21 protein-coding genes are annotated in these 25,926 nt (G+C 68.2%); 10 read left to right on the forward strand and 11 right to left on the reverse strand.

The genetic code is table 11. The features are described from left to right. Positions 1 to 12: 12 nt before the first annotated feature. Genes J7495_RS01945 through J7495_RS01955 form a run of 3 tightly spaced genes read right to left on the reverse strand, consistent with a single transcriptional unit; the run spans position 13 to position 2,315 of the window. The gene (locus tag J7495_RS01945) at positions 13 to 846 is read right to left on the reverse strand and encodes an alpha/beta hydrolase (RefSeq protein ID WP_294054379.1); all 834 of its coding nucleotides are present in this window, start codon (positions 844 to 846) and stop codon (positions 13 to 15) included. Between the two features lie 23 nt (positions 847 to 869). After that, the gene (locus tag J7495_RS01950) at positions 870 to 1,511 is read right to left on the reverse strand and encodes a glutathione S-transferase (protein WP_294054380.1); all 642 of its coding nucleotides are present in this window, start codon (positions 1,509 to 1,511) and stop codon (positions 870 to 872) included. 57 nt (positions 1,512 to 1,568) lie between these two features. Continuing rightward, entirely contained in the window at positions 1,569 to 2,315 is a 747-nt protein-coding gene (locus J7495_RS01955) for a glucose 1-dehydrogenase (protein ID WP_294054381.1), read from the reverse strand. Between the two features lie 179 nt (positions 2,316 to 2,494). Here J7495_RS01955 and J7495_RS01960 point away from each other — a divergent pair, with 179 nt between their 5' ends. Then, on the forward strand, positions 2,495 to 3,400 hold the full coding sequence (locus J7495_RS01960; protein ID WP_294054382.1) for a LysR family transcriptional regulator: 906 nt from the start codon (positions 2,495 to 2,497) through the stop codon (positions 3,398 to 3,400). A gap of 172 nt (positions 3,401 to 3,572) precedes the next feature. Here the strand turns inward: J7495_RS01960 and J7495_RS01965 are convergent, their stop codons facing one another. The 4 genes from J7495_RS01965 to J7495_RS01980 form a co-directional block, all read right to left on the reverse strand. Next, on the reverse strand, positions 3,573 to 3,848 hold the full coding sequence (locus J7495_RS01965) for a PqqD family protein (protein WP_294054383.1): 276 nt from the start codon (positions 3,846 to 3,848) through the stop codon (positions 3,573 to 3,575). A gap of 3 nt (positions 3,849 to 3,851) precedes the next feature. Beyond that, positions 3,852 to 4,772 carry a sulfotransferase domain-containing protein gene (locus J7495_RS01970; RefSeq protein WP_294054504.1) on the reverse strand — a complete coding sequence of 307 codons (921 nt, stop codon included), beginning with the start codon at positions 4,770 to 4,772 and terminating at the stop codon, positions 3,852 to 3,854. After that, positions 4,772 to 5,671: a hypothetical protein gene (locus tag J7495_RS01975; RefSeq protein ID WP_294054384.1), complete on the reverse strand. Its 900-nt coding sequence runs from the start codon at positions 5,669 to 5,671 to the stop codon at positions 4,772 to 4,774. Before J7495_RS01975 ends, J7495_RS01970 begins: the two co-directional genes overlap by 1 nt. A 201-nt stretch (positions 5,672 to 5,872) precedes the next feature. Further along, positions 5,873 to 7,786, reverse strand: coding sequence for an asparagine synthetase B family protein (locus J7495_RS01980; RefSeq protein ID WP_294054385.1), 1,914 nt, complete (start codon positions 7,784 to 7,786; stop codon positions 5,873 to 5,875). 391 nt (positions 7,787 to 8,177) lie between these two features. Between J7495_RS01980 and J7495_RS01985 the strand changes: the two genes are divergently transcribed. After that, positions 8,178 to 9,641, forward strand: a complete 1,464-nt coding sequence (locus J7495_RS01985) for an alpha/beta hydrolase-fold protein (protein WP_294054386.1) — start codon at positions 8,178 to 8,180, stop codon at positions 9,639 to 9,641. A 3-nt stretch (positions 9,642 to 9,644) separates the two neighbouring features. Here the strand turns inward: J7495_RS01985 and J7495_RS01990 are convergent, their stop codons facing one another. Continuing rightward, entirely contained in the window at positions 9,645 to 11,228 is a 1,584-nt protein-coding gene (locus J7495_RS01990; protein WP_294054387.1) for a hypothetical protein, read from the reverse strand. An 89-nt stretch (positions 11,229 to 11,317) separates the two neighbouring features. Between J7495_RS01990 and J7495_RS01995 the strand changes: the two genes are divergently transcribed. Genes J7495_RS01995 through J7495_RS02010 form a run of 4 tightly spaced genes read left to right on the forward strand, consistent with a single transcriptional unit; the run spans position 11,318 to position 15,799 of the window. Continuing rightward, positions 11,318 to 12,754 carry an aldehyde dehydrogenase family protein gene (locus J7495_RS01995; RefSeq protein WP_294054388.1) on the forward strand — a complete coding sequence of 479 codons (1,437 nt, stop codon included), beginning with the start codon at positions 11,318 to 11,320 and terminating at the stop codon, positions 12,752 to 12,754. 21 nt (positions 12,755 to 12,775) lie between these two features. Then, positions 12,776 to 13,951, forward strand: coding sequence for a hypothetical protein (locus J7495_RS02000; protein WP_294054389.1), 1,176 nt, complete (start codon positions 12,776 to 12,778; stop codon positions 13,949 to 13,951). Beyond that, positions 13,941 to 14,441 (forward strand): DUF2165 family protein, encoded by a 501-nt coding sequence (locus J7495_RS02005; protein WP_294054390.1) that lies wholly within the window; start codon positions 13,941 to 13,943, stop codon positions 14,439 to 14,441. Before J7495_RS02000 ends, J7495_RS02005 begins: the two co-directional genes overlap by 11 nt. Continuing rightward, positions 14,438 to 15,799 (forward strand): c-type cytochrome, encoded by a 1,362-nt coding sequence (locus J7495_RS02010; RefSeq protein WP_294054391.1) that lies wholly within the window; start codon positions 14,438 to 14,440, stop codon positions 15,797 to 15,799. Before J7495_RS02005 ends, J7495_RS02010 begins: the two co-directional genes overlap by 4 nt. Positions 15,800 to 16,073: 274 nt before the next feature. Here the strand turns inward: J7495_RS02010 and J7495_RS02015 are convergent, their stop codons facing one another. Together J7495_RS02015 and J7495_RS02020 are read right to left on the reverse strand one after the other, a co-directional pair. Continuing rightward, positions 16,074 to 17,522, reverse strand: a complete 1,449-nt coding sequence (locus J7495_RS02015) for a glutamine synthetase family protein (protein ID WP_294054392.1) — start codon at positions 17,520 to 17,522, stop codon at positions 16,074 to 16,076. Then, positions 17,501 to 18,799, reverse strand: a complete 1,299-nt coding sequence (locus tag J7495_RS02020) for a Rieske 2Fe-2S domain-containing protein (protein ID WP_294054393.1) — start codon at positions 18,797 to 18,799, stop codon at positions 17,501 to 17,503. Before J7495_RS02020 ends, J7495_RS02015 begins: the two co-directional genes overlap by 22 nt. Before the next feature lie 187 nt (positions 18,800 to 18,986). Between J7495_RS02020 and J7495_RS02025 the strand changes: the two genes are divergently transcribed. The 4 genes from J7495_RS02025 to J7495_RS02040 all read left to right on the forward strand — a co-directional run bounded on the left by J7495_RS02025 (position 18,987) and on the right by J7495_RS02040 (position 24,989). Then, positions 18,987 to 21,152 (forward strand): TonB-dependent receptor, encoded by a 2,166-nt coding sequence (locus J7495_RS02025; protein WP_294054394.1) that lies wholly within the window; start codon positions 18,987 to 18,989, stop codon positions 21,150 to 21,152. A 93-nt stretch (positions 21,153 to 21,245) separates the two neighbouring features. Then, the gene (locus tag J7495_RS02030; RefSeq protein WP_294054395.1) at positions 21,246 to 22,406 is read left to right on the forward strand and encodes an enolase C-terminal domain-like protein; all 1,161 of its coding nucleotides are present in this window, start codon (positions 21,246 to 21,248) and stop codon (positions 22,404 to 22,406) included. Continuing rightward, on the forward strand, positions 22,393 to 23,556 hold the full coding sequence (locus J7495_RS02035; RefSeq protein WP_294054396.1) for a Xaa-Pro peptidase family protein: 1,164 nt from the start codon (positions 22,393 to 22,395) through the stop codon (positions 23,554 to 23,556). The genes J7495_RS02030 and J7495_RS02035 overlap by 14 nt, the downstream gene beginning before the upstream one ends. Next, positions 23,556 to 24,989 carry an amidohydrolase family protein gene (locus J7495_RS02040; protein WP_294054397.1) on the forward strand — a complete coding sequence of 478 codons (1,434 nt, stop codon included), beginning with the start codon at positions 23,556 to 23,558 and terminating at the stop codon, positions 24,987 to 24,989. Before J7495_RS02035 ends, J7495_RS02040 begins: the two co-directional genes overlap by 1 nt. Here J7495_RS02040 and J7495_RS02045 read toward each other — a convergent pair. Further along, positions 24,971 to 25,921 carry a GTP-binding protein gene (locus J7495_RS02045; protein ID WP_294054398.1) on the reverse strand — a complete coding sequence of 317 codons (951 nt, stop codon included), beginning with the start codon at positions 25,919 to 25,921 and terminating at the stop codon, positions 24,971 to 24,973. The genes J7495_RS02040 and J7495_RS02045 overlap by 19 nt on opposite strands. Positions 25,922 to 25,926: the final 5 nt, after the last annotated feature.

Below are 25,926 nucleotides of genomic sequence, written 5' to 3' on the forward strand. Positions count from 1 at the left end.
GGGCGCATCGGGTCACTTGTCGAGGAACAGGACGGCTTCGGCCACGAACAGCTCGGGATATTGGTAGATCGAGCCGTGGCCCGAATCCGGGTAGATGATGAGCTGCGCGTCCGGCAGGTTCTGCTGGAGGGTGAGCGAGTGCGCGGTCGGGATGATTACGTCGTCGCTGCCTTGCACGATGAGCACGGGCTGGGTGATCGACTTCAGATAGTCGAGGGCGTTCCCGTCCGGCGTGATCCACTTGCCGATCGCTTCGCCCTGCGCGGCGACGGTCTGCGCGCTGACTTCCGGATCACGATCCTTGCGGCGCCACTTGCGCTCGAGAAAGGCGAGGCCCGCCCTCTGGCTGGTCTCGGTGGGCTTGAAATGGACCGCCAGCCAGAGATGCTCGGGCGGATCATAGGTGGCGGAGAAGATCGCGTTCGAACGGCTGGCGGTCATGTCGTTGCCGCGATGGCCGGTGCCGACGAGGATGACCTTGCGGACGAGGCTCCCGCCCTGCAGCGCGATCTCCTGCGCGACGAAGCCGCCGATCGAGATGCCCAGCACGTCGACCTGGCCAAGGCCCAGCGCGCGGATGAAGGCGATCGCGTTGGCACCCATCGCCTGGAAGCTGGCCGGCGTCTCCCCCGACGAGCTGGAGACGCCGGCATTGTCGAACAGGATGACTTCGCGGGTCGCGGCGAGACCGTCGGTCACCGCCGGGTCCCAATAGTCCATCGTGCCGGTATAATGCTGGTTGAAGACGATGGGCACGCCGCCGGGCTTGCCGAAGCGGCGATAGGCGAAGCGGATGCCTTCTGCCTCGACATAGCGGGTCGGGGCGGTGTCATGCGTGTAGGTCATGGTCTGTCTCCTTGAAACGGGGGTCAGGCGGAGAAGCTGGGGCGGGCGGCGACGGCGGCGTACCAGCGCAGGGTGGCGGCGTTGCCCTCGGGGATCGGCATCGACAGCGCCTTGGTCGCGAAGTCGATCGCGACGACGGCAGTGATGTCGGCAACCGAGAAGCTGTCCCCCGCGACGAACGGCCGCTGCGAGAGCCATAGCTCCAGGTCGGCGTGGAGATTGGAGACGATCTGCCGGCCCCGCTCGATCAGGCCGGGGATCTGCGCATAGCCATGCGGCCCCGCCAGCGCGCGCCCGGCCAGCCCCTGGACGGCATTGCGCACGGCCGCGACGGCGGGCAGCAGGCCCTCCTGCTCCATGCGCCGCTCCCACATCTGGACCAGTGCCTTGTCCTTGGGCGTCGCGCCGTCGAGCGGGTTCTCGGGAAAGGCTTCGTCGAGGTAGCGGATGATGGCGGGCACTTCGCCGATCGCCGTGCCGTCGGCGAGCAGGAGGGTCGGCACGACCTGCCGCGGGTTGATCGCCGCATAGGCGTCGGAGAATTGCGCCTTGGCGCCCAGGTCGACCGTCACCAGCTCGGCGTCGATGCCTCGCTCTGCGAGGTAGATGCGGACGCGGCGCGCATTGGGCGACACCGGCGAATGATAGAGCTTCAGCTTTTCCATGGTCTTGTCCTTCGGGGGAAGGGCGCGAGGCGAAGCCCGCGCGCCCGGGCATTGCGATCAGCCGGCGGTCTTGCCGCCGTCGACGGTGAGGATCTGGCCGGTGACGAACGCAGCGTCGTCCGAACCGATGAAGAGGATCGCGCGAGCGACCTCCTCGGGACGGCCGACGCGGCCGAGCGGGACGCCGGCGGCCAGCTGGGCCTTGACCGCCTCGCTGCCGGTGAACCGGTCCAGCATGCCGGTGTCGGTCGGTCCCGGCGCGACGGCGTTGACGCGGACCCCGGCGCCAGCCAGCTCGAGCGCGGCGGATTTGGTGATGCCTTCCACCGCATGCTTGCTGGCCGAATAGACCGAGGCATAGGCCGCGCCCTCATGGCCGTAGCTCGACGAGATGTTGACGATGCTGCCGGCGCCCTGCGCCTGCATCACCCGCGCCTCGTGCTTCACGCTGAGCAGCGCGCCGAGGACATTGGTGTCGAAGGTGGCAGCGTAGCTCTCCGCGGTCTGGGCGGTGATCGGGCCCGGCTGCCCCTCGGTGCCGGCCACGTTGACGGCGACGTCGAGGCGGCCGAAGCGCGCCACCGTGCTGTCGACCAGCACGCGGACTTCCTCGTCGCGGCGCACATCGGCGCGGATGAACTCCGCCTCGGCGCCAAGGCCGCGCAGTTCGGCCGCCAATGCCTCGCCGGTCTCCGCATTGCGGCCGGAGACGGCCAGGCGATAACCCTTGCGCGCCGCTTCGAGCGCAGTGGCCCGGCCGATGCCGGTAAGCGCGCCAGTGATCAAGATGACTTGATTTTCCATTGCCCAACTCCTTGATTTAAAATCACGAAGATAAGCCCGGATCGTTCACGGAAATGCCCTTCGGCCTTCCATGCGCTGGTCACTAGCTGCGCTTCGATGCTGCCTATCTAGGTCCTCGTTGCGCGCCCGAAAAAGACTTTGTATGTCCGTAAGCGATACCTCCAAGGCATGGCTCGCTCATGGAACTTCGCCACCTTCGCTATTTCGTCGCCGTGGCCGAGGAGGGAAGCCTGACGGTCGCGGCGGAGAAGCGGCTGCACACCGCCCAGCCGTCGCTCAGCCGGCAGCTGCGCGATCTCGAACGGGAAGTGGGGGCGCAGCTCTTCACGCGCGGCGCGCGCGGGATCGAGCTGACGCCGGCGGGCCGCGCCTTTCTCGACCATGCCCGGCTGGCACTTGGCCAGGCCGCGGAGGCGATCCAGGCGGCGCGGCGCGCGGCGCGCCCTGCGAAGGCGATCTTCTCGGTCGGCTTCCTCACCGGGCAGGAGGTCGACTGGCTGCCGCACGTCACCAACATCCTGCGCAACGAGCTGCCCAAGATCGAATTCAAGGTCACCAGCCTCTATTCGCCCGATCTGGCGGAGGCGCTGCAGACCGGCGAGATCGATCTCGGCTTTCTCAGGGTGGAGCCGAAGCCTGACGTCGCCTATCAGGTGATCGCCCAGGAGCCGCTCGTCGCCATACTTTCGAGCGATCATCCGCTGGCCCGCGAGGCCGAGGTGGATCCGCACGATCTGGAAGGCGAGGCGTTCGTCGGCTTCTCCGATGTGCCGCATGTCCTGCGGGCGGTGGTCGATGACTATCTCAGGCGCAACGGCATCGATCTGCAGCCCAGTCACCGCATCGACAATTTCGCCATGGGCATCTCGCTCGTCGCTTCCACGCGCGGCGTGGCGCTGCTTCCCACCTATGTCGAGCCGCTGCTTCCCTGGTCCGTGGTAAGCCGGCCACTGAAGGGAACCCCACCTACCATCGATCTGGCGATCGGCTATCGTGCCGACAATCAGTCACCGATCCTGAAGGTATTTCTGGAACGCGCAGGCCAATTGGCAGCGGGGCCCGCGGGTGCCAGGACCAAGAGATGATCGTGTCGAGCGCGCGCCCCTCGACCGCTTGGCGCCTCGATTCACTTCGTTCATCGCCAATTGAGCGGTTCCCAAAAGCGATCATAAGCGCTGCCCGCCGGGGCCTTTGTCGAAATCTCAGCCCGACCCGCAAGCCCAGCAACGGCCCCCAGGCCATGTCAGATCAGCACGGTCACGAAGGCGCGATGGAATCGAGCGTGGCGACGCCGTGCCTCACCAATTCCTCGAGGAACGTCTCCACGTCGGCACGGCAAACATCCGGCGCCACGTCGAACTCCCGCTCCAGTTGCGCGCAAACCTCGTCCACGCTGCGCGGCGCCTCGATCAACGCCCACACACAGGCACCCACGTCGCTGAGACCGATATATTTGCCCTTCTCGGTGCTCATCATGACGAGTTCGTCGCCCACTTTCGCCGTAATCCAATCGCCTTGCCTGCGAACGATCATCGCCTATCCCTCTAACCCGCGCATGCGCACGCCTGTGCCCGTTGATAATTCATAGCCCAGCCGCTTCATCATCACGCTATGCGCGGATTCGATGCCGCGGACCTGTCTTTCGGTCAACTCGTCCCGCCATGCACCGGCTTGGCCCCGGCGGAAGAACTTGCGCCCCCCTTTTGCGCGTGAGGCCTCGCCGAATCCCTTCTCTCGCTCCTGGCGGTCGAGTTCGGCGAAGTCCGACAATGCAATGGCCCGCGTCATTTGTCCCGCCGATACGGGAAAGTCGGCAAACGCCAGCGCGCGTGCAAAGACGGCCGCGGTATCGGTCAGCAGGTGTTCATACCGAACGAGGTGAACGGGAATGTCTTGCTGGTCGAGCCAGCTCGCGACGTGTCCGCTCCAGCCGCAGAGCTTTTGCCGAAGCTGCGTATGTTGCCGACCCGGCTTGGCGCATTGGGCTGCGTCGTCGTCGTTCAGGAGCGAAATCGCTTCGTCGACCGTGCAGCCATTGTGATTGGCTTGAGACGGCGCCACGTCGCGGGGATCGCGTACGATGACGATGGCCCTGTCTGCACCGCGTGTGCCGGCCAGCAATGGCTCGCCTCGCGGCGTCATGGTGTACGCGTCGTGTACTTTCACGAAACGGATTGGGGGTGCCTCCCCGAACCGATCATATTCGTCGTCCTGAGCGCCGCCGGCCAGTTCCTCATAGACGCGCGGCCGCAGGCAATCGATCTCGTCATGGGTGAGCAACCCGGAATCGATCAAGGTGAGATGGTCGAAGGGGCCGCGGGCGCTGGCGATGCCGCCGCGTTCGGGCAGGTTGTTGATATCTACCGCCTTGCCTTCCGTCGCGAAGAGATTGGCCACCAGCATCCGGAACCACGTGTTCCCGGATTTGGGATAGGACGCGAGCCAGATGGTCCGCATCACCTACCCACGGGTTCCAAGAGCCCGAGTTTCTCCCAATGATCTCGCAGCCAGCCAAGAACCTCGGGCATCTGCGCGAAATCGAGCGCGCGCGTCAGATGGAAGAAGCCGGCGCTGTTGGCCATGGCCGCCGCGGCACGAAAATATTCGTCCTTTTGCCCGAATCGCCTGACCAGGAAGGGCCGGTACGCATTGCGCCGCAGCAGTAACGTGCAATCGACGACATTCGGCCGCGTGATGCCGGGCGCGTGGGGTGGACGCGCCTCGCGCAAGGCATAGAGGGCGCCCAGCGGCAACGCCTCGCCGAAGGCATCGCCAGGCTCGACGTAGAATTTCTCGAGTTTGTTGCGAACGGCCCCACCGCGGCGCTCCGACAGGCCGAGCTGGTCAATGGCCTGGGACCATAGTTTGAGTTGGCGGCCGTCCGGCTGCACCAAGGGACCGTCTTTGGCGTCGGCTATCACTGCGCAAAGATCGTCCGAGACCAGCGGATATCCAAGTTGGCCTAATGCCGCCGCGATGGTCGATTTGCCGGCGCCGGATGGACCGCAGAAAAGAACGGCCTTTCCGCCGACGCGAATTGCGCTGGCATGGAGCACGATCTGACCGCGTTGATGGAGCAATATTCCGAAGACCGTTCCGACCAGGAATATCGCTACCTGTTCCGCCGGCGTGTCATCTTCGAGTTCAACTTTGATTTCGCGCCCGTCAACCAACAGAAAGCGGGCGACGCCGGGAATGTGGAGCAGAAACCTGTCGCCCGCGATCTGCCATGTCGGACCTGTGGCGCTAGCATCTGCCAGGCTCGCCGGCACCGAGCCGCACGTGATGGCAACCGCCGGCGCGACGCCGACCATCTCCCCAGGGATCAGGCCCGGCAGGACGATCTCGCTCGCCACGGGCAGCCCAGCTATGACGTAAGAGTTCAAGTGCCGCCCCGGAAATACCCTTGCCTGCCAATACGAAGAACAAGGAACTTGATGCAACCGGCCTGTGGGACAATCGGATATTGCGACAGGCTTTGTCCGCCCGCGGCCGGTTTCGGCGGGCTGAGCGGACGAATTTGCCCATGCGCATGGTGATGAGGGTTCCGAAACGGCCTAGCCATTCCCGCCTTCGACCCAGCGGATGAACTGACCGAGATGTACGGCGCGGTCGAGCGCCAAGCGGTATTCGAGTTCGCGCGCCTGCGCCTCGCGGGCATCGCTCGGCCATTCGGTGACCAATCGCTTGAGCCGCTCCAGATCGATGAGGCGGCTGGCCAGACGCGAGGATGCTAATCGCTCGACTTCCGCGACGATGATCGGCTTGCGTGCGTCGAGCGATTCGAACCAGTTGGGCGCCTGCGCGCCGCGCCTTGTCTCGTGCAGGATTTCGGGCGGCAGGCGGTCGGCAAAGATTTGGCGGGCGAACCAGCGCGGAATGCCCTTGCGACGAAAGAGCGTCTCCGGCACGGCGAGGGAGAATTCGATGAGTTCGCGGTCGTTATAGGCGGAGCGCCATTCGAGTCCGTCAGTCGCAGACCGCATCGCGACGATGTCGCGCGAAAATTGGGACTGATCGAATATCTGGTGGGCGCGCAGCCGGGCGCTGGTGCCGCGGCTGCGATAAAGCGGATCGAAGCCGTCCTCGCGCCATTGCCCGCGCAAATCGAGATCGTCCACGACATCCCGGCGAAGCAGGCTAAAGGGGCTCACGTCTTCTTCGGCAAAACCGCGCATCCGTCCGATGGCTCGCTGCAGAAACGGCGGCAGCAAGGGCATCACGCCTTCGGCGGCCAGCACGCGCGGAACGCTGTTCTTCGTGTTGCGCGCAATCGCGCGCGCGTCCGCCAGCAGGGAGAGCAAACGGCCCTTTTGCATCTGCACGGCAAGGGAAAACCTTCCGTCCCAGCTCAAGGTCATATTTCCCAAGCTGCCATTGAAGCCGACACGATGCCCGTGTGCGGCGAGCGCGTCGTCGATTTGAGCGAACCAGCCGAGATTGGACACGTTGCGGCTGGCGACGGGAACATCCGCGAAAAAGCGCGTGGGGTCGCTTTGGCGGCGATGCGCGCCATGGGGCTCGATGAAGTTTATGTTCAGCGTGGGGTAAAGCCGCGCCAACGCCTCCACCTTGCCGCGCTCGTCGAGGTACCAGCCGGGCCGCGGCTGCACGTCCAGATCCGCAGGGGGAACGCCTGTGTAACAAGCGACTTCGCAGCCGCCAAGGCGCGCGGCCGTGGCCGCGATGGCGCTGGAATCCAGCCCGCCGCTGAGGCGAATCGCGACGCGCGGCGTTTCGCGTAAGGTTCTGGCCGTGGCGCGGTCGAACAATTCGCGGGCACGCGCAATATAATCGGCTTCCGTCGAGCAGGGCGATTTTGCCTCGAAATCGGGGTTCCAATAATGCCGTTGAACGACGCCCTTGTCCGTGATGCGCACGACCGTACGCGACGGCACCCGACAGATGCCGCGATAGAATGTGGCTTCGCGTTCGCGGTGATTGAGGGCCAGGAAATTGGCCAGCAGGCGCTCGTCGAGTTCGCGCGGCACGTCCGGAAGCGCCAGCAGCGTCGCCAGATGCGAGGCGAAGGCAACGAAGCCTTGTCCGACATGAAAGAAGAGCGCGCGCTGGCCGAGGCAGTCGCGCGCCAGGGTCAGCGTGCGGCGGGGTTCGTCCCAATGAGCGAAGGCAAAGGCGCCAAGGAGGTCGGCAATACCGGCATCGCCTCGCGCCTCGAACTGGTCGCGGATATACTCGTTATCACCGCCGGCCCGTTCGGACATCCAGGGGCGGTCGTCGAGCCGGGACGAGGCAACGAACGGCGCTCCCCGATGCGCGACGCGTACCCCCGCCTGTACGAATACCGCCTGCTGACAACGCTGCATCTGAATGCCGCGGTTGCCTCTGCCCAGCGCGCGAACCAGGAGCTCTTCGTTCCGGCGCGAAACCGGCGCGCCTTGATGAATCACCAGCCCGGCAAACGAAGCCTCGCGCGGACTCGCGTCCATCCATTCAGCACTCGATGCCAACGCTGCGCGCTCCCTATGGTCGATCGCTTCGCCGCGGAAAACACAGGGACGCGCAGAATAATTCGTCAGGAGCTAGGAAGCGGATCCCGGGACCCCGGTCTCGCTATTGGCCGCGGGGCCGTTTTCGGTATCGCGCACTTCGCTCTCGATCACCCGCGGCGCCGACCATGGCTTACGCGCAAGGCATTCGTTTTCGGAAGATTGCGCAGCCTTCAAAACGTCGTTCATGTCCCGATCACCCTCGCCACCAGGAAAAAAGCGCTAAGAGAAACCGCCACGTCGGTCAATATTCTGCATTTCCGGTGGCCGGCATGCCCGGCGTGAAGGAACTTGGCCCCGCGTCGCTTGGAAACGGGTTCGCCCGCGGCTACGCCTGCCGGGGGAGAAATCGATGAATCGCATTTCCAGAAGAAGCGTGCTCGGCGCTGCCTGCGCGGCCAGCGTCGGCAGCGCGGTTCCGGGCCTGTACGGCGTCGGTCGCGCCGAAGCCGTTCCCGATCCCTTGACCACCGATATCGAGTCGCATCGCGCGCTGGTCGCCGCGGCGCGCGCGGGATCGCCCGACCTGGGGCCGCTGATCGCCGCGCTTTGTCCCCGCCTCGCCTCGCTGCCAGCCCGGCGCGAGCCGCTGGCGAAGGTAGCGGGATCGGCGAGCGGCGCGATCGGCTGGGGTAACCCTTCCAACAACGACGCGGCGGTGGTGTGGGGCGAGCATTGCGTGTTCCTCACCGCCCATCCTCGTCCGGTGACCATCCGGATCGACGAAGGCAGCGCGCGGCCGATGAAGGCCGTGACCGGCACGCCCTATTGGTATCGGGTCGAGCGGATCAGGCTGGGCGCGACGCACAATTTCAGCTTCTACGACGGCGAGCGTGAGCTCGATTGCTACACGGTCGCCGGCTACACGCCCGCCAGCTACCCGCGGCTGGACGTGCCGCGCGGGACGATGTCGGAGCAGCGGACGATCACGAGCGCGCTCTACGGCGGTGCGCAGTCCGACTATTGGCTCTACGTCAATCCGGGCGTCGACGGCGTGCGCGGGGCGCCGCTGATGCTGTGGCTCGACGGCGGCATGCATGTCGGCAATCGCGACTGGCGGGGCTTGCGGATGCAGGTGGTCACCGACAATCTGGTGCACGACGGCCGCATCCCGCCGATGGTTCACGTCCTGATCAACCCCGGGCGCGGCGGCCCGCCGCAGCCGAAGCAATATCCCGACGAGGACCCTGGATCGGCGATGCGCAGCCTGCAGTACGACACCGTGTCGGACCTGTTCGCCCGCCATATCGCCGAGGAGGTGCTGCCGCAGGTCGGCCGCGAGGTGAAGCTGCGCCCCGACGGCTATTCGCATGCGGTCGCCGGCCAGTCCTCGGGCGGAACGGCCTGCTTCAAGCTCGGCTGGTATCGCCCGGACCTGTTCAGCCGAGTGATGCCCAGCATCGCCGGCTTCACCGCGCTGGGGCTCCAGCCCGAGGACGGGCCGACGGGCGGCTTCCTGTTCCCCTATCTCGTCCGGCGCGAGCCGCGCCGGAACCTGCGCGTCTGGCTGTCCGAGAGCATGAACGGCATCGACGTCGCCGAGGACGGCCGGCGCGACATGTACCTGGCGGGGAGCTGGCCGCTGGCCAATATCGCGATGGCGCAGGCGCTGAAGACGCGCGGCTACGACTTCCACTTCCGCTACGGCCAGGGCTATCACAACATGGCGCAGCAGGGGCTGGACCTGCCCGAGGCGCTGGCCTGGCTGTGGCGCGGCTATGATCCCGATCGCACCGCGCAGGCGTTCGAGCAGGATCCGGCCGAGCGAGCCGCCCCGCTCTACCGCGTCGGCATCGTCAATCGCCCCGCCTGGTGAGGCTCATTCCTGCGTGCGCGAAAGGCGGGGGACGATCAGGAACACCGCGGCCATCAGCAGATAGCCCGCGACCCACTGGTTCCACGCCAGGAACGGCGGCTCCAGCACACCCACCACGTCGCCGCCGCGGATCACCGTGCGGTGGATGAACCCGGTCGCCGCCAGCGCCGCACCGCCCGCGGCCCAGGCGGCGGCGGCCTGGAATCGCTTCTCGATCACGTAGAAGGTGATCGCCGCCAGCAGCATGCCGGTGTAGATATAGCCCTGCGCCAGCGCGAACATGCCGTCGGCGTGGAAGCCGCGCATCGTCGCGAAGGCATCCACGGTCGCCTGGTCGAAGAAGCTGCGCTGCGCCTCGATGCCGGTGACGGTCAGCGCATGCTTGACCGCCAGCGCGATATAGGCGGCGAGCGCGGGGAGCAGCCCCATCACCACCGCCGGCATGTGGCGCCGCTCGGCCGCCTCGAAGCTCTGCGCGCACACGACGATGCCGATCCAGATGATCATCGGCATCACTGCCTCGACGGGGATCGCGTAGGTGATCAGCGTCAGCGATCCCGTGAAGCATACCAAGGTCCAGAAGATCGCGCTCATCGTCGAATAGCCGGCGCGCGCGCCCATGCGCTTGTAGCCGGGATGGCCGACATAGACCGAATTGGGGAAGGGCGACCCGAAGGCGGCGGCGGCGAGGCTGCCGATGCCGTTCATCATGAGCAGCGGCCGCGGCGCATAGCTGTCGCCCGCGGCGGCGGCCGATTCGATGTTCTGGAGCCCCGAGAGCAGGAAGATGAAGCCGAACGGAAGCACGATCGGGAGGTAGCCGGCGGCGAGCCCGAGCGAGTCCCACGCCGCGACCGCTTCCAGGCGCGGCAGGTTGAGGCCGAGGTGCGCGAAGTCGACCGGCGCACCCGGCACGACGCTCGGCAGCCCGAGCGCGTGCAGCAGCCAGGCGAGCCCGGTGCCGACCAGCAGCACCGCGGCGCCGCTCGGGATCGGCAGCCGCAGCCGCTGGTTGCCGAAGAAGAAGGTGAGGATCAGCGCCAGCGCCGTGAAGCCGATCACCGGATAGGCGAAGGTGCGGAAGACGAGATCGAGGCTGAGGAACACGAGCGCGGTGCCCGCCACGCTGACCAGCAGCACGATGCGCGGCGTGAACCGGCGGATATGGTGGACGACGAACGCGCCGCAGAACTCGACCAGCCCCGAGCCGACGCACGCCCAGAGTCCGACGTGCCAGGCGAGCAGGTCGGCAGCTTCCTTGGCATTGCCCGCAGCGAGCGCGCCCTGCTGGACCGGGTACATCACCAGGAAGACGTTGACGACCACGGTGATGATGCTCGCGCCGAACGGGATCGCGCACACGTCGTCGCGGCCTTCGGCGCGGGCGAGCCGCAGCGCCTGCCAGGCGTAGAAGCCGTTGCCGATCACCAGGCCCACCGCGACCGCCGGCATGATCCGGCCGAACACCAGCTCGCCCGGGAAGCCGAGGAAGCCGGTCAGCAGCCCCTGCATCACGATCAGCGTCATCATCGCATCGAGGCTGACCGCGAAGAACCCTTCCCAGTCGCCCTTGGTGAATGCCTTCATCTTGCCCCCGCTTGCAAGTTTGATCACAATATGTGACCACACTATGGGTTTGCTGCGCTGCGTCAAGCGGCGGTTCCAGGGGGTCGGGGTTGCGCAAGGTTCGCCTGTTCGTCGATGGCCGCTGGTGCGAGGGAAGCGGGGGCGCGGAGATCGACGTGCTCGATCCCGCCACCGGCACGGCCGTCGCGCGGCTCTGCCAGGCAAGCGACGGCGACCTCGCCCGCGCGCTCGACGCGGCGTCCCGGGGGTTCGACCTGTGGCGTTCGGTTTCTCCCGAAGCGCGCGCGTCGCTGCTGCGGGCGAGCGCGGCGCAATTGCGCGAGCGGGTGGACGAGATCGCTGCGGTGCTGACCGCCGAGCAGGGCAAGCCGATCGCCCAGGCCAGGGGCGAGCTGCTCGGCACGATCGGCTATTTCCTCGAGATGGCCGAGCTCGCGCTGGCGATTCCCGATCGCAGCGTCGCCGATGCCGCGGCGGGGATGCGGCGCGTGATCGCGCATGAACCGGTCGGACCGATCTATGCGGTGTCGCCGTGGAACATGCCGGCGCTGCTGCCCGCGCGGAAGATCGCGATCGCGATCGCCGCCGGCTGTTCGGTGGTGCTCAAGCCCGCCGAGGAGACTCCGGAGACGATCGTGCGCATCGTCGAGTGCTGCGTGGCCGCCGGGCTGCCGCCGGGGGTGGTCAACCTCGTCCATGGCCCCGCGGCGGCGGTGTCCGACGCGATGCTCGCCTCGCCGGTGATCCGGAAGCTGTCGTTCACCGGGTCGACGGCGGTCGGCCGGCTGCTGTCGGCCAGGGCGGGCGAGCGGCTGATCCCGGTCAGCATGGAGCTGGGCGGGCACGCGCCGGTGATCGTCTGCGAGGACGTGGACGTCGGCGCGACGGCGGCGGCGCTCGCACGGGCGCGGCATGCGAATGCCGGCCAGTCGTGCATGGCGCCGACGCGCTTCTTCGTCGCCGATGCGATCCACGATCGCTTCGTGGCGGCCTATGCGGCGGAGGCCGCGGCGCTGCGGATCGGGCCCGGCGCCGATCCCGCGACCGACATGGGCCCGCTCGCGACGCCGCGCCGGGTGGCGGCGATGCAGCGGCTGGTGGACGATGCGCTGGGCAAGGGCGCGCGGCTGGTGACGGGCGCCGCCGCGCTCGAAGGACCGGGCTGGTTCTACCCGCCCACCGTCCTTGGGGACGTGCCTTCCGATGCGGCGATCCTGTCCGAGGAGCCGTTCGGGCCGGTGACGCCGATCCTGCGCTTCGCCGACGAGGTCGAGGCAGTCGCGCAGGCGAATACCACCGACTATGGGCTGGCCGCCTATGTGTTCAGCGCCGATGACGCGCGTGCCGGCAGGATCGCGGCGCAGCTCCGCACCGGGCTGGTCGCGGTCAACAGCACCCAGATCGTCTCGCCCCAGGTACCATTCGGCGGCATCGGCGCGTCCGGCAACGGGCGCGAGGGGGCGATCGAGGGGCTGCTGCAGGCGATGGTGACCAAGACCGTCTCGATTCCGTTGGACGCGGGCTGAGCGGGTGAGGATGATGGCCCGGTGATCGAGCGACACGACGGCAGCCTGCGGATCGAGGGGGCGGTGATCGGCGCGGGGCAGGGCGTGTTCGACCTGATCCTCGACGGCGGCCGCATCGCCGCGATCGCGCCAAGCGGCGTGGCGGCGCGCACGCTCTGCCTGCCGCCGCTCGCCGATCTTCATTTGCACGCCTGCCGCGCGTTCCTCGGCGCCGGGCCGCCGGTGGCGGGACTCGGCGAGGCGGTGAAGCAGGTGCAGGCGCGGCTCGCCGACTATGGCCCGGCCGATTATGCGCGGCATGCCGCCCGGCTCTACGGCCGCGCGCGCGGCCATGGCACGACGCGGATGCGCACCCATGCCGATGTCGACGCGCGTGTCGGGCTCGACGCGGTGCTCGGGTCGCTGCAGGCGCGCGAGGCGGTCGACGCCGCGGTCGAGGTGGTCGCGTTCGTGACCGCGCGCGGCGATCCGGCGGGCGCCGAGGAGCAGGCGATGCTGCGCGACGCGGTGGCGCAAGGGGCGACGATGATCGGCGCCGCGCTCGATTTCGTCGTGGATGCCGGACGGGCGATCGACGCGCTGCTCGACCTGGCGGGCGAGCTCGACGTCGGCGTCGACGTGCATCTGGACGAGCATCTCGACCCAGGCCGGAGCCATAGCCGGCGCTTCGCCGAGGCGGTGTCCGCCCGCGCGCTTCCCGATGTCACGATCAGCCATGCCTGCGCGGTCGGTGCGCTCGAGGCGCCCGAGCGCAGCCGCGCGATCGACGCCTTCCTCGCCGCCGGCGTCACGGTGATCGCGCTTCCGGCCACCAACCTGTTCCTGCAGGACCGTGCCGGCGGCGCGGCGGCGCGGCGCGGGATCACCTGCGTGGCGGAGCTGCTTGCGGCGGGCGTGCCGCTGCGCTTCGCAAGCGACAATGTGCGCGACCCCTTTTACCCGCTCGGCGACGGCGACCTGCTCGACGTGGCGGCGATGGCCATGACCGGGGTGCCGCTCGCCGACGAGGCCGCGCTGGTCGCGGGCATCTGCGACGGGCGCGCCACGCTGTCGGCCGGCGATCCCGCCGATCTGGTGCTGGTCCCCGCCGCCAGCTTCGCCGAAGCCCTCGCGACGCGGCCGGCCGGCCGCACCGTCCTTCGCGGGGGTCGTCCGCTCCCGTCCGCGCCTGCCCAGGAGACCTGCCATGCCTGCTAGTGCCGCCGTCCGGCTCTCGAAGACCGCGCTGGTCGCCACCGCGGCGTTCTTCGCGACCCTGGTCGTGTTCAACAACGTCACCGACTATGGGTCGAACTTCAACTACGTCCACCATGTGCTGAGCATGGACACCACCTTCCCCGGCAATTCGGGGATGTGGCGGCACATCGATTCGGTGGCGGCGACGCATGCCGCCTATGGGCTGATCATCCTGGTGGAGGCGGGAATCGCGCTGCTCGGATGGGTGGCGGTGGCGCGGCTGGCCGGGCGCCGCGGCGATCCCATGGCCTTTGCGGCGGCGAAGGGCCCGGCAGTCCTCGCGCTGACGCTCGGCATCGTGCTGTGGTTCGGCGGCTTCATCGTCCTGGGAGGCGAGTGGTTCCTGAGCTGGCAGTCGCCGACGTGGAACGGGCTCAACGAATCCGCGCGCTTCTCGATGCTCTACCTGCTCATCCTCCTCTACCTCGTCCAGCCGGAACCAGCGCAATGAGACTGAACCCCCTCGTCCTCTCGGCCGCCGCCCTGGGCGCCGCCATCCTGCTCCAGCCGGCGCTGTTGTCCGCCGGGTTCCCCGTGCAGAGCGCCGAGGAACAGGCCGCCGCCGCGCCGCAGCTCGCGATCCGCAGCGACACCGGCGAGACTGTCTTCACCACCGCGCAATTGCTGGCGCGCAAGGATCTGGAGACGCTGACCATCCAGGACGTCAGCGCCTATCCGCGCCAGACGATGACGTTCCGGGCGGTGAAGATGGCGTCGCTGCTGAAGGAAGTGGCGATCGAGCCGGGCGACGAAGTCCAGTTCGTGGCGACCGACGGCTTCGGCACGACCTTCCGCCCCGAGCTGCTGCAGAACACCGCCCCGGACAAGGCGATCGCCTATCTCGCCGTCGAGGACCCGCAGGCCAAATGGCCGAACCAGCGCAACAAGAGCGAATCGGCCGGCCCCTATTATCTGTTCTGGGTCCATCCCGAGCTGTCCGGCATCGGCCGCGAGCAATATCCCTATCTGATCGATCATGTCGCGATCACGCGCTCCACCGCGGCGCGCTTCCCCAAGATCCTCCCCGATCCGGCGCTGGCGGCGGACGATCCGGTGCGGCGGGGCTATGCCTCGTTCGAGAAGAACTGCCTGACGTGCCACACGATCAACGGCCAGGGCCCGGGCAGCATGGGACCGGATCTCAACAGCCCGATGAGCCCCACCGAATATTTCCAGCCCGGCATCCTGCGCCGGCTGATCCGCAACTCGCAGTCGATCCGTGCGAACCCCAACACACCGATGGGGCCGTTCCCGCCGGAGATCCTGCCGGATGGAGAACTGGACGACCTGATCGCCTATCTGACCCATATGGCCAAGCGCCGCGGCGACGCGCCGGTCGCGGCTGACGAGAGCAGCGTGCGCGCGGTGGTGACGCGCTCGCTGATGAGCTGGCAGAGCGGCGACCGCACCGAGTTTGCCGCCACGACCGACCCGAAGCTCGTCTTCGCCTTTCCGGGCCGGCGCACCGACGCGGCGGGAGCGATGGCGGTGTTCGACAAGTGGAAGGCCGACTATCGCGACGTGAAGGTCTATATCCACCGGATCCTGGTCGACGGCGACCGCTTCGCCGCCGAATATCAGTTCGCCAACACGCCGGTCGGCGGCAAGCGGACGGTTACCGGCACGCTCGCGGTCGGGCGCGTGCAGGACGGGCGGATCGTCGAGCTGAAGGAATATCTCGACGGGCGCGTCTCGCGGGCGCAGGAGGCCGGGTGGATGCCGGTGGACGAAGGCAAGGAGCCCTATCCCTGGCCGGCGGGCGTGGACCTGCGCGACATTCGCTTCCCGGAGATGCCGAAAAAGCCCTAGCCGGGGCTCGATCGGCGCGGGCTGGGTGGTCCCAGCATGTGGAAGGTCACACGAAGGTCACACTATCGCGTAAGTTTCCCGCCGCGCAGACCGGGGGCGAAGTGCGCGGTTCGCCAAGTGCGGATCGACCGAGTCAAAGAGCGGCCGGCATGACCGGCCCCGCGAGCCAAGCAGGCGAAATCCTACATTTCAAGCAGAGAGCGGAATCCGCGGAAGCGCGCCCTTCGACAAGCTCAGGGCGAACGGTGAATGTTCCACCGCAACGGAACCGCCCCTAGAAGATGTCGAAATATTCGCGCTGCTCCCAGTCGGTGACCTGGGCGTGGAAGCGGTCGACCTCGGCCTGCTTGATGCGCGCATAATAGTCGACGAAGTCTTCGCCCAGCGCGGCGCGCCAGAAGGGCGAGGCGCGGAACAGCGCGACTGCTTCGGCAAGGCTGGCGGGGAGCCGTTCGATCGTGCCGTCATAGGGCGTCTCGCTGACGGGCGGCGGCTCCATCGCCTGCGCGATGCCGTCGAGGCCGGCGAGTATCTGGCTGGCGAGGTAGAGATAGGGGTTGGCGGCCGGATCGCCGACGCGGTTCTCGAGATGCGCCGCCGCGGGCTCGGTGCCGGGCACGATCCGCAGCATCGCCGCGCGGTTGTCCCGCCCCCAGGCGATGCCGTCGGGTGCGAGCGAATGCGGGCGGTAGCGCTTGTAGCCGGTGACCGTCGGCGTGGTCAGCACGCAGCCGTCGCGCGCATGCGCCAGCAGCCCGGCCGCGAAGCGGCGCGCGACCGGCGACAGCATCTCGCCTTCGCCGGGCGCGAAGGCGTTGCCGCCGTCCGCGCCAAACAGCGACTGGTGCAGATGCCATCCGCTGGAGAAGCAATTGTCGAGCGCCGGCCGGCACATGAAGGTCGCATGATAGCCCTGCCGCCGCAGCGCCTGCTTCAGCGCCGAGCGCAGCAGCACCATGTCGTCGGCGAGGCCGAGCCCCGGGCGCGGCGCGAAGGTGAGCTCGATCTGGCCGGGGCCGAACTCGAGCTCCATCGTGCGCAGCGGCAGTGCCAGCCCCGCGCAGGTCTCGCGGACGATGTCGAGCACCGGACCATATTGGTCGAGCCGCTGGTCGGTCAGATATTGGTAGCCGTGCCCGATCAGCGCCACCGAGGGGGCCGGCCCCGGTTGGGTCGCAGCGCCCGTCGCCAGCCGCGCGTCGACGAGGCGGAAGACGTGCAGCTCGACCTCGAGCCCGCCCAGATAGCCGAACCCGGCCTCGGCCAGCCGCGCCAGCGCCGAACGCGCGACATGCCGCGTCGCCAGCGCCACCGGCCGCCCGTCGGGATGATGGAGGTCGCACAGCACGCCTGCCGTCCCCGGCGCCCAGGGCAGCAGGTGGAAGGTCTCCGGATCGGCGACCATCACCACGTCGCTGCCGCCGCGCAGGTTCTCCGGCGGTGCCGCCTCGCGCGTCCAGAGCGGAACGACGGTGCGGTGCGACGTGTCCTTCAGCAACAGCGTCGAGGTGATCGCGCAGCCGCCGCGCAGGAAGGAGTCGAGCTGCCCCGCCAGTACCGTCTTGCCGCGCAGGATGCCGTGCTGGTCGGGAAAGGCGAAGCGGATCGCCTCGATCCCGCCGTCCGCGACCCGCCTCCGCAGGCGCTCGGCCGCGGCCTGCTGCGCATCCGACCACAGCCCATGCCGCGCGACGAAGCCGCTCATGCCGGCACGTCCGTCCACGCCGCCGCGCGTCGTGCTGCCGCCCGCTCGCGCCAGCCCTCGACGTCCGCCCCCGCCGGCAGCAGGCAGTCGATCGCCGCCGCGTCGCTTCCGTCCCCCGGCGGTGGGGACGGAACATCCTCATTCCCTTCGATCGCGCGCATCGCGTCCTTGAACAGGCGGCGGAAGGTGACGATGCCGATGTCGGTGCGGCCCAGCAGCTCGCGGGTGCGGTCGGCGATCGGGCCGGGCGATTCGACCGCCCATTGGTCGTGGACGTTGATGTCCTGGCCCATGCCCGTGTAGGTCTCCAGCCGCTGCTCCTCGGCATCGAAGCCGTAGCGCGTGGCGGCGTTCCGGCGCGGCGCATAGTCGGGCAGGGTGCATTCGGCGATCCGCTGCGCGCGCATGCGATCCTGGTCGACCGGCTCGGCATAGCTGGTGAAGATCGAGTACCAATAGCAGCGGGTGTCGTCGACCGGCACGTGCCACTGGGTGATCCCCATCGTCGGGCTCATCGGAATGGCGATGGCGTTGGGGAAGATCTGGTTGGTGACGCGCACGTGCACGCCGTGTTCGCCTGCGTCGCGGATCGCCTTCAGCCGCAGGCCATATGGCGTCTGCTCGACCTGGATGCGCGGCCGGGCGTATTCGCGCAGCAGCCGGGTCATCGGCATCGTCGTCTCGGCGGCGCCCGCGGCGCGGAACTGCTCGCCGTAGCGCGCCTCCGCCGCGTCGGTCTCGAAGCGGTGGAGGTACGAGGCATGCGCGGGATCGATGCCCACCTCCAGCGCCTGCAGCCAGTTGCATTCCCACAGCCCCTTGAAGGCGAAGCCGTGCGTGCCGGGCGCCTCGAAACAGTCGAGATGCGGAAAGCGCGGCGGATCGCCCGGCCCCAGATAGGCCCAGACGATGCCGGCGCGCACGAGGCAGGGATAGGCGCGCGCCACCCGCCGGTCGCCCAGGCCCGCGCCGTCCGCCTCCGCCGGGCGTTCGAGGCAGCGGCCGAGCCGGTCGAACAGCCAGCCGTGGAACGGGCAGCGCAGCCCGCCGTCCTCGCACCGGCCGTAGCTCAGGTCGACGCCGCGGTGAGGGCAGCTGCGCTGGACCAGCCCCAGGTCGCCGGCGTCGTCCCGGAACAGGACGAGCCGCTCCCCGAGCAGCGTGACCGGTACCACCGGATGCGCGTCCAGCTCCTCCGCCAGCGCCGCCGGCTGCCAGTAGCGGCGCAGCACCTCGCCGCCGGGCGTGCCCGGTCCCACCCGGGTCAGACGTTCATTCTCTTCCGCGGTGATCATCGCTTCCACCCTCTTCGCCGTCCTCGTACGAAGGTCGCATCGCGCGGCGTTGACTTTATCACAAAGTGTGATCACTATCAGTGATAATGCACGAGATCAACGTGCGCTGAGGAGAGGGTGGCCTGCGGCGGCAACGGGTGCCGGGCGGGGGAGGGCTAGACTAGGAGCTAGGGGGGTTATCATGAGAATGATCCAGTTCACGGCCGCCGTTTTCCTGACCGGCGCCAGCTTCCTTCCCGCCGTGGCGCTCGCGCAGGCGAGCGACGCCGCGTCCGACACCGAGATCGTCGTGACCGCGCAGAAGCGCGAGCAGCTGGCGTCCGACGTGCCGATCAGCATGACCGCGATGAGCGGCGCCGAGCTCGACCGGCGCGGCGTCAACAGCACGCTCGATCTCGCCAATTACGTGCCGGGCCTGGCGATCGGGCAGAACACCGGCGACGGCGACTTCCCGTTCATCTCGCTGCGCGGCGTGTCGATGCGCGACTTCGCCGACACCAACGAGAGCCCGTCCGCCGTCTACATCGACGATTTCTACAAGGCCAATCTGATGGGCCTCGACGGGCAGACCTTCGATCTCGACCGGGTCGAGGTGCTGCGCGGGCCGCAGGGCACGCTCTACGGCCGCAACGCCACGGGCGGCCTGATCAAGTTCGTGACGAAGAAGCCGGGCGACACGCTCGACGGCTATGTCACCGCCCAATACGGCAGCTACAACGAGATCAAGGTGGAGGGCGCGGTCGGCGGGCCGATCGCCAACGGCATCTCCGCCCGTATCTCGGCGGTCCATCACGAGCACGACGGCTGGCTGGAGAATATCTATCCCGGCCGGCCGGACGGCAACGCGCTCGACACCACGGCGGTGCGCGGCCAGCTGCTGATCGAGCCGACGGACTCGTTCAGCGCGCTGGCCACCGTGCAATATTACAAGAACGACAATGACGCGGGCAACCTGTTCGGCCATTCGGTGGTGGCGGTGAACGCGCAGGGCCTGGCGGTGGCCAATCCCAATCCGGCGGCGACCGACTCGTTCGGCTACCGCCAGCCCGTCCGCGACGACCCGCGCTTCACCAATTCGGATCGCGACGCCTATCTGAAGAGCGAGCAGCTCACTGCCACCGGCAGGCTGGAATACAAGGCGGGCGACGTCTCGCTCATCTCGGTCACCGGCTATGAGTGGAGCAAGAAGGACCAGGCGTCGGACAGCGATTCCTCGCCGTTCGACATCCGCGGCACCGAGGCGCATCCGCGCGGCAAGCAGTTCAGCCAGGAGCTGCGTGCGCAGGGCGAAAGCGGTCCGGTCACCTGGATCGTCGGCGGCTATTATCTGAACTATCACGTCTACGGCTACCAGAAGCGCTATCGCGGCCCGGTCATCGGCTTCAGGCCCAACGTGACCTATGATCTCAAGACCGACTCCTATGCGCTGTTCGCCAATGCGGACTGGTCGCTGGGCGACGTGACGCTGACCGGCGGCCTGCGCTACAGCAAGGAGAAGAAGAAGTACGCGCTGACCAACGGCGAGTTCGGGGTGGTGTTCAACGAGACCACGGCGGGCGCGCTGGCGAAGCAGGACGACGACAACGTCAGCTTCAACGCGCGGGTGAGCTACAAGCCGGTCGCCGATACCCTCCTCTATGCCGGCGTGGCGCGCAGCTACAAGGGCGGGACGTTCAACGTCGGCTATACCGCGATCGCCTTCAACGCGATCCCGGTGAAGCCCGAGCAGCTGACCAGCTACGAAGCCGGGGTGAAGCAGCGGTTCGGCGACCTGGTCTCGGTCGACGTGTCGGCATTCTATTATGATTACAAGGACTCGCAGGCGTTCCAATATGACGGGACCCTGGGCACGGCGACCACCTTCAACCGCGATGCCACCGTGTACGGCGCCGAGCTGGAGGCGCATGCGCGGCCGGTGAAGGGCCTCGAGCTGGGCCTCCTGGTCTCCTATCTCGATGCGACGCTGAAGGACGTCAACCTGCCGTCGGGCGGCGCGGTGGTCGACACGCGGATGCCGCTCTCGCCCAAATGGACCGTGACCGGCCTCGCCGCCTATACCGTCGACCTCGGCGGCAGCGGCAGCATCCGGATCGGCGGCGACGTGACTCGCCGCAGCTCGCAATATTTCGACGCGTACAACAGCCCCTATCATTATGAGCCGGGCTATACCGTCGCCAATGCGAGCGTTTCCTGGACGAGCCAGAACGGCAAGCTCGAGCTCGAGGCGTTCGCCAAGAACATCGGCGACACGGTCTATCGCACCTATTCGTTCGACCTCTCGGTCTCGCTGCTGGCGACCGACGTGTGGGGCCGGCCGCAATGGTTCGGCGGCGGCGCGACGTTCCGCTTCTGAACCCGATCGGTCGGAGCGGTCACTCCCGCTCCGGCCGGCGAACCGAAGACCAGAACCGCCGGCGGATATGACCGGCGGCACGGGAGAAGAACGTTGCCGCAGATCCGGCGGATCGAAACCTTCGAAGTCCAGCTTCCCACGCGCCGCCGGCACCAATGGACCGGCCTGACCGAGGCGATCGGCCGCTACCTGATGGTGCGCGTGACCGACAGCGACGGGCGGACCGGCTGGGGCGAGGCGCCCGCGCTCAAGGACTGGGGCGGCGAGTTCGGCCGCTATTTCGGCGAGAGCACCCGCATCGCCAAGCTGGTGATCGAAAGCTATCTGGCGCCCGCCGCCGCCGGCATCGAACTCGGCAACATGGCCGGCCTCCACGCGCGGATGGACGCCGCGATCAAGGGCTACCCCTACGCCAAGGCTGCCCTGGACGCAGCGGTGTACGACCTGACCGGCCAGTGGCTGGGCGTGCCGGTGCACGTGCTGCTGGGGGGCGCGGCGCGCATGGCGGTGCCGGTGACGCATTCGATCGGGCTGATCCCCTATGACGAGGCGGTCGCGGAAGCGGCGCAGGTCGCCGCCGAGGGCATCCGGACGATCAAGATCAAGGTCGGCGTCGATCCGGCCCGCGACGTCGCTCTCGTCCACGGCGTGCGCGACGCGGTCGGCGATGCGGTCGCGCTCTGCATCGACGCGAACGAAGGCTATGCCACGCCCGGCGAGGCGATCTCGGTCTACCGCGCGATCGCCGGCTGCCGGATCGCCTATTTCGAGCAGCCGGTCGCCGGCATCGACCGCGTCGGCCAGGTCGCCGCCGCGATCGACGCGCCGGTGATGGCCGACGAGAGTGCGTGGACCGCGCACGATGCTTTTCAGATCGCCAAGAAGCGCGCCGCCCAGATCGTCTCGATCTACACCACGAAGCCGGGCGGGCTCTACCGCGCGATGGAGGTGGCGGCGGTATGCCGGGCGGCGGGCATCGTCTGCAACATCAACGGATCGGTCGAGACCGGCGTCGGCAACCTCGCCAACATCCATCTGGCGGCGGCAGCGCCGGCGGCGACGCTGTCGTGCGTGGTGCCGGTCTCGACGCCGGCGGCATGGCAGAACGGGCAGGTCGGCGGAATCTATTATACCGACGACCTCCTCGTCGATCCGATGCGGCTGGTGGACGGCGCCATCCAGGTGCCGACTGCGCCCGGCATGGGCATCGTGATCGACGAGCAGAAACTGGAGCAATATCGTGTCCGTGATTGAGGAAGCCCGATCCGCAACGCCGATCCTCGTGCGTCAGGCCGAGGCGATCCGCGCCGCCGGGCTCGACGCGCTGATCTCCTGCTCTCCGGAGAATTTCGCCTATGCGACCGGCTTCGTCGTGCCCTCGCAGACGCTGATCCGGCATCGCCACGCGATGGCGATCGTCGAGCCGGACGGCGCGCTTTCGCTGCTCGGCGTCGACATGGAGGAGAGCACGATCCGGCTGCGCGCGCCGGGCGTGCCGCTGACCGTCTGGCAGGAGTTCGACGACAATGCGGTGGCGCGGCTCGTCGAGCATCTGCGCGCGCGCGGCCTGGATCGCGGGCGGATCGGGATCGAGTTCGATTATCTGCCCGCGCGCGACCTGCTGGCGTTGCGCGCAGCGTTGCCCGACGTACGGTTCGAGCCCGGCGAGCATATTCTTGCCCGGCTGCGCCAACTCAAGACGCCGGAGGAGATTGCGCTGCTGCGCCGCTTGTCGCGCATGGCCGACCAGGCGATCACCGACGCGCTCGCCGAGACGCGTGCCGGCGATACCGAGATGCAGATCGCCGCGCGGCTGACGCGCAACGTCTACGCGCTGGGCGCCGAGCAGTTCAAGCTGATGATCGTCGCCACCGGCGAGCGCAGCCAGCTCCCGAACGTCGGCCCCACCGAGCGCGCGATCGAGCCGGGCGACGTGTGCCGGGTCGAGATCTTCACGGTGATCGGCGGCTATCAGGCGGGCGTGTGCCGCACCGCCGTGGTCGGTCACGCCCCGCCGATGGCCGCCGAGATCTGGGCGGTGCTGGTCGAGTGTAAATACCGGATCATGGAGATGGTCCGCCCAGGGGCGAGCTGCCGCGCGGTCTATGACGCATTCATCGCGATGCTGGCGGCGCACGACCTGCCGCCGATCTCGTTCGTCGGCCACGGCATCGGGCTGCACCTCCACGAGGACCCCTATCTCGGACGCGCGCCGATCCTGGGGCGGCCGGAGGCGGACGCCGTGATCGAGGAAGGCATGGTGCTTGGGTTCGAGCCGCTGTGCTATCGCACCGGCCATGGCTTCGGAATGCAGAACAAGGACATGCTGCTGGTGACGGCCGACGGATGCGAGCTGCTGTCCGACTATGCGGACACCGACCGGCTGATCGTGATCGGCGGCTGATGCGCACGCTGATCGAGCATCTGGATTTCGCAATCACTGTCGACGCGGACGACACGGTGCTGCGCGACGCGGCGCTGCTGGTCGAGGACGACCGGATCGCCGACATCGGCCCGGACGCGGCGGTGCGCGCGCGGATGGAGTTGGCGCCGGACCGCGTGGTCGACGGACGGATGCTGGGCGTCTGCCCCGGCCTGATCGACAGTCACGTGCATCTGTCGGAGACGCTGTCGCGCGCGGTCTTCCCCGACAATCTCACCACCCGCGCCTGGGTGTTCAACTGGGCCAAGCCCTTCTACGCCTTCATCACCGCCGAGGACGAATATTGGGGCGCGATGCTCGGCATCACCGAGATGCTGCGTGCCGGCACCACCTGCTTCCTCGACATGGGCTCGCAATATGATCCCGGCATCGCCGTGCGCGCGATCGGCGAGACCGGCATCCGCGGCATCACCGGCCGCCATGCCGCCGACAATCCCCCCGCCGAGCTGCCGCGCGGCTGGACGCAGGCGATGGTCGAGCATCATTTCTTCCCCGATTCCGCGACCGCGCTGGCCGAGCTGGAGCGCTGCGTGCTCGCGCACAACGGCGCCCATGGCGGGCGGGCGCGGTGCTGGGTGAACATCGAGGGCAAGGAGCCGTGCACGCTCGAGCTGCACGTCGGCGCGCGCGCGCTGGCCGAGCGGCTGGGCGTCGGCACCACCTACCACCTCGCCACCTCGATCGAGGAAGCCAAAGTGTGCGAGGCCAAGCACGGCGTGTGGCCGCTCACCCGGATCGAGCAGGCCGGCGGCTTCGGCCGCAACCTGGTGATCGCACATTGCGTGGCGGTGCAGGACGAGGAGGTCGCGCTGCTCGCCCGCGACGGCGTGAGCGTGGCCTTCTGCCCCTGCTCGTCGTTCAAGCTGGGCAAGGGCGCGACCGCGATCGGGAAATATCCCGAGATGGTCGATGCCGGCGTCGCGGTCGGGCTCGGCACCGATGGGGTGTCGGCGGCGGGGACGATGAACCTGCTGCGGCAGGTGCCGATGGTCGCGGGCATGTTCAAGGACGCGCGGCTGAAGCCCGACGTGTTCGTCGCGCGCCAGGCGATGCGGGCCGCCACCATCGACGGCGCCCGCGCGCTGATGTGGGATGACGAGATCGGATCGCTCGAGGCCGGCAAGAAGGCCGATTTCGTCCTGTTCGACCTCGATCATGTCGAATGGACGCCGTTCCTCGATCCGCTCCAGGCGCTCGTCTATTCGGCGTCGAGCGCGTCGATCCACGAGACCTGGGTCGACGGGCAGGCGCTGTTCAGCGGGGGCAGGGTGGTCACGGTCGACGAGCGCGCGATCCGCGCCAAGGCGCGCGAGCTCGCCGCCGCCGCCGTGCGCCGGGCGGGGCTGCACGAGGACGTCGCGACGACGACGACGCTCTACGACGAAGGCAATTGATAGACGCTGCGCAACGATCGTTCGACGGCGCTTTTGCTCAGGTGCCGGGCGATGAACACCAGCCAGGGGCGCGTGCCCTCCGGCCAGCCCTCGAGGTGGCGCGGCGCGTGCAGGACGTGCTGCACGCCATGGATCACGACCGGGCGCGGCTCGCTCGCGACGGCGATCAGGCCCTTCACCCGCAGGATGTTCTCACCGCGGTTCAGCAGCAGCAATTGCAGCCAGTCGACGAGTCTGTCCCAGTCGACCGGCATTTCAGGATGCACGGTGAAGGTATCGATCCCGTGCGAATGGGCGTGGCCGGCGCCGGTCCGCAGCGGTGCGGCGGCAGGCGCGTCGAACAGCGCGTGCGGGGAGGGCAGGGCTTGCTCGCGCGAGCGCAGGGGGACCGCGCCGGGGTTGATCGCCTGCACGCGCGCCTCGACCGAGCCGGCCGCCGCGAGATCGGTCTTAGTGACGACCACCCGATCGGCGAGCGCGACCTGCGCCGCGGCTTCGGGGAAGCGGTCGAGCGTGGCGGCGCCGTTCACCGCGTCCACCGTCGCGATCACCAGCCCGGGCTCGAACCGCCGCGCGAGGCCCGCCTCGGCCATCAGGGTGCGGACGATGGGCGCGGGGTCGGCGAGACCCGTCGTCTCCAGAACGACGCGTCGCAGCGGCGGAATGGCGCCCGCCCGCGCCAGCGCGTCCAGATCGCCCAGCACCGTCGCCAGATCGTCGCGCACCGTGCAGCACACGCAGCCCGAGGCCAGCAACGCGATATCCTCCGCGACATCGCGGACCAGCAGATGATCGAGCCCCGCCTCGCCATATTCGTTGATCACCACCGCCGTGTCGGCAAAGGCGGGGTCGGACAGGATATGGCGCAGCAACGTCGTCTTGCCGCTGCCGAGGAAGCCGGTGAGGACGTGGACCGGAACCCGCTCGATCAAGCTCG

The sequence above is a fragment of the Sphingomonas sp. genome, from assembly GCF_017745215.1.
Lineage (GTDB): Bacteria > Pseudomonadota > Alphaproteobacteria > Sphingomonadales > Sphingomonadaceae > Sphingomonas.

Excerpts from the sequence above, each read along its gene's own strand:
- J7495_RS01945 (WP_294054379.1), bottom strand. The coding sequence starts at position 846 with ATGACCTACACGCATGACACCGCCCCGACCCGCTATGTCGAGGCAGAA.
- J7495_RS01950 (WP_294054380.1), bottom strand. The coding sequence starts at position 1,511 with ATGGAAAAGCTGAAGCTCTATCATTCGCCGGTGTCGCCCAATGCGCGC.
- J7495_RS01955 (WP_294054381.1), bottom strand. The coding sequence starts at position 2,315 with ATGGAAAATCAAGTCATCTTGATCACTGGCGCGCTTACCGGCATCGGC.
- J7495_RS01960 (WP_294054382.1), top strand. The coding sequence starts at position 2,495 with ATGGAACTTCGCCACCTTCGCTATTTCGTCGCCGTGGCCGAGGAGGGA.
- J7495_RS01965 (WP_294054383.1), bottom strand. The coding sequence starts at position 3,848 with ATGATCGTTCGCAGGCAAGGCGATTGGATTACGGCGAAAGTGGGCGAC.
- J7495_RS01970 (WP_294054504.1), bottom strand. The coding sequence starts at position 4,772 with ATGCGGACCATCTGGCTCGCGTCCTATCCCAAATCCGGGAACACGTGG.
- J7495_RS01985 (WP_294054386.1), top strand. The coding sequence starts at position 8,178 with ATGAATCGCATTTCCAGAAGAAGCGTGCTCGGCGCTGCCTGCGCGGCC.
- J7495_RS01990 (WP_294054387.1), bottom strand. The coding sequence starts at position 11,228 with ATGAAGGCATTCACCAAGGGCGACTGGGAAGGGTTCTTCGCGGTCAGC.
- J7495_RS02005 (WP_294054390.1), top strand. The coding sequence starts at position 13,941 with ATGCCTGCTAGTGCCGCCGTCCGGCTCTCGAAGACCGCGCTGGTCGCC.
- J7495_RS02010 (WP_294054391.1), top strand. The coding sequence starts at position 14,438 with ATGAGACTGAACCCCCTCGTCCTCTCGGCCGCCGCCCTGGGCGCCGCC.
- J7495_RS02020 (WP_294054393.1), bottom strand. The coding sequence starts at position 18,799 with ATGATCACCGCGGAAGAGAATGAACGTCTGACCCGGGTGGGACCGGGC.
- J7495_RS02025 (WP_294054394.1), top strand. The coding sequence starts at position 18,987 with ATGATCCAGTTCACGGCCGCCGTTTTCCTGACCGGCGCCAGCTTCCTT.
- J7495_RS02040 (WP_294054397.1), top strand. The coding sequence starts at position 23,556 with ATGCGCACGCTGATCGAGCATCTGGATTTCGCAATCACTGTCGACGCG.